General features: G+C 42.4%; 2 protein-coding genes and 1 pseudogene. 1 reads left to right on the top strand and 2 read right to left on the bottom strand.

The window, feature by feature from the left end; all coding sequences use genetic code 11:
- Positions 1 to 186: 186 nt before the first annotated feature.
- On the top strand, positions 187 to 522 hold the full coding sequence (locus LC605_RS32360) for a hypothetical protein (RefSeq protein ID WP_306426895.1): 336 nt from the start codon (positions 187 to 189) through the stop codon (positions 520 to 522).
- 372 nt (positions 523 to 894) lie between these two features.
- Here LC605_RS32360 and LC605_RS32355 read toward each other — a convergent pair whose 3' ends face one another.
- On the bottom strand, positions 895 to 1,263 hold the full coding sequence (locus LC605_RS32355; RefSeq protein ID WP_229551451.1) for a hypothetical protein: 369 nt from the start codon (positions 1,261 to 1,263) through the stop codon (positions 895 to 897).
- 651 nt (positions 1,264 to 1,914) lie between these two features.
- Positions 1,915 to 2,691: pseudogene (locus tag LC605_RS32350) on the bottom strand (IS5 family transposase); the annotation flags it as partial.

The raw sequence follows: 2,691 nt of genomic DNA, 5'->3' as shown, positions 1-2,691 counted from the left end.
AGTTTATATTACTATACCTTGGGGTTCTGGTGGCTATGCTTTTTTTTTGCTGGTAACTATAAACAAGATTAATCATTTATTCGCGTAATACATACGCGAACACTTCTTTTTTGTCCAAAGTCCAATCTAAAAGACAGATATGAAGAATTAAAGCACCTAGATGAAACCTCACCAGAGCCGTGGCCTGTGTACACTGCTTATGATTTCTTTACAGAATCGGAAAAACGGCAGTTTAATCCAGACGGTTCTCTCAAGCTCGAATATATAGAAGCCGAACTGAAAAATGGCATCAGTGAAAGTTGGTTGTTAGAAATGGAGCGACGCAAGAAAATTGAAGTTGATAACTACAACCGAGTATCTGCTAAACACGCAGAACAGGGCATCAACTTTGGTGCATGGGAAATGCAAGGGAGGATTGAAGACAGCAAAACCTACGTGCAGCGTCGTAAGCAAATGGATGTAGACCTGCGGAACTTCGAGGATGCTGACAGCTTGCCTTTTGATAAGGACACAGCATTTTAGGTGAGCTTACTTTTCCCTTCACGCACTCTTGAAGTGAGCGGGAGCATCGGGTATGCCATCACAGTCCCTTCAGGGCTTTAGCTAAATATATGGAGAAGCTGAAGGTGCTGGTATTAATAACACTTTCAGCTTAAGGCTGTAAATTTCTGACGCTGATTGACCATTTAATGAAATTCACGCATTCACGCATTCAAAATTATGTTAGGAAGAATAAGAATAATTTTGAATTAATTAATTCGCTATTTATTGCCCCCACTGAATAAAATTCAGTGGTCTACAATCAGTGGTGGATTCAAGCCCCCACTGATTATCTTTAATTTTGAATTAATAATGCAAGAATTTTGAATTCCCCGAGGGGGTTGACCATCTCAATCAACGCTGTTGACCGAATGGTGAGTTAATTACAGCTTGTGATCCTTGAGCAGACTTAAACACCCCATTAAAAAAGGCAATCATTCCCAGAATAGCGAAAGCTGTAATAATTACCCAATGGATGGCATTGAATACAGACCTTTCTTTTATTGCTTCAGTCCAGACTTTCTGGAGTTGGTCTGATGTTCTTTCCTTCCAGGTCAAATACTGTAAAGCTTGAATACATGAAGAGGTATCATCTCCTTTTTGTACTTTCTGACACAACAGGATTTCAAGTTGTTCTTTACGTGCATCAGGGGTAGAAAAATCTATATTTTGTAACTGTTCAGGGTGTAGACCATTGCTCGGTTTAAATTGTAGTTGTTCCATAATTTTCTGTTGAGATTTTTGTGTATGAAAAAGGTGTAGAAGCCTTTTCTACACCCCAGATTCTGCAAAGTGAAAGTGGAACTATATTTACCTCCCAAAGCAGAGTTTATATGTTCTATCCTCACAAAATCAATTGACCAAAGTACGGAAAAAAACGGTACTTCTGTCTAGAGAAAAAGTAGTCTACTTGTGCTAAAGCTCTAAGTCAAAATCTGGGCTTGGAGCTATAGCAGATTTTTTCGTGGCCGGTATATTTGGTGAATCTGGCTCAAAGGGATCTGTGCCGTCTTCAAAAAAAGAAACAAAACACGTAGTATCAATATTCAACAAGAAGGGAACAGGGAACAGGGAACAGGGAACAGGGAACAGGGAACAGGGAACAGGGAACAGGGAACAGGGAACAGGGAACAGGGAACAGGGAACAGGTCGTTCCTCCCTGTTTCCTGTTGCCTTCTAGATAAAATCCGGGGGTCTGAGTCCCCCACTAATTGGAATGTGCCATTCCAATTAGTGGAACGCGTTGGTGGGGGCTTTAGACCCCCACCATACGCAGTAAGAGTTCCCTATTCTCTATTAAGAGTTCCCTTTTACAAACTTATTTTTAAAAGAGTTAAATAAGAGGTTGTTTGAAAAGTTTTTAGGAGTAAAAAACTATGCTAATCGCTTCACCATGATACGGATCATGGCAAGATAAATAAAAGTCTCTGATGTTTCGGGCAAGAACTCATAATCTCGAACCAATCGCCGGCATCCCATCAGCTTTCTCGTAAGTTCGCTCAACAACCCAACGTTTTTTGAGCAAGACAACACCTTTAGCAAGAGTGCGATCGCAACACTACCTGCACAATCCAACGGCAAAAGTCCATCACCCACTGCATAAACGGCTCACCATCAAAGCCGCCATCCACCCAGATAGTTGTCAACCGAGATACCTGCTGACTGGATTGTTTAACCCGTTTGAGAACCTGTTTCCCCCCTTCTCGCTCACCCACATTGGCCGCCGTGACCAAGACCCGCTGTGACTTTCCCCAAGGTATCGACCGTCATAAATCGTTTCCGTCCCTTGATTTTTTTTCCTGCATCAAAGCCTATCAATTGACTAACCATCGCTGCACTCTTGACGCTTTGACTATCGATGATTGCTTCCGATGGACTTCGATAGCGATCCTGCAAGGGTCCGTGTCCACTGCCGGAGATTATCATGAATTTTCAGCCACGTTCCGTCTTTGCGCCATTTGCGAAAATAGCTATATACCGTCTGCCAGACGGGAAAGTCACCCGGTAGCGATCGCCATCTAACACCTTCTACCAAAACATAGAAAATTGCGTTCAAGATTTCCCACATATCAACTTCACGCTTGCGACCACCGGGTTTTGGTTCTGGAATCATGTCACTCAGAAATTCATATTGGGCGAGGGTCAGATTGC

Source organism: Nostoc sp. CHAB 5836 (assembly GCF_020829445.1).
Classification (GTDB): Bacteria; Cyanobacteriota; Cyanobacteriia; order Cyanobacteriales; family Nostocaceae; genus Nostoc.
Note: the sequence above shows the minus strand (reverse complement) of the source record. Positions and strands in the feature narration are given on the sequence as shown.

Coding starts and splice junctions, on each gene's coding strand:
- LC605_RS32355 (WP_229551451.1), bottom strand. CDS start 1,263: ATGGAACAACTACAATTTAAACCGAGCAATGGTCTACACCCTGAACAG.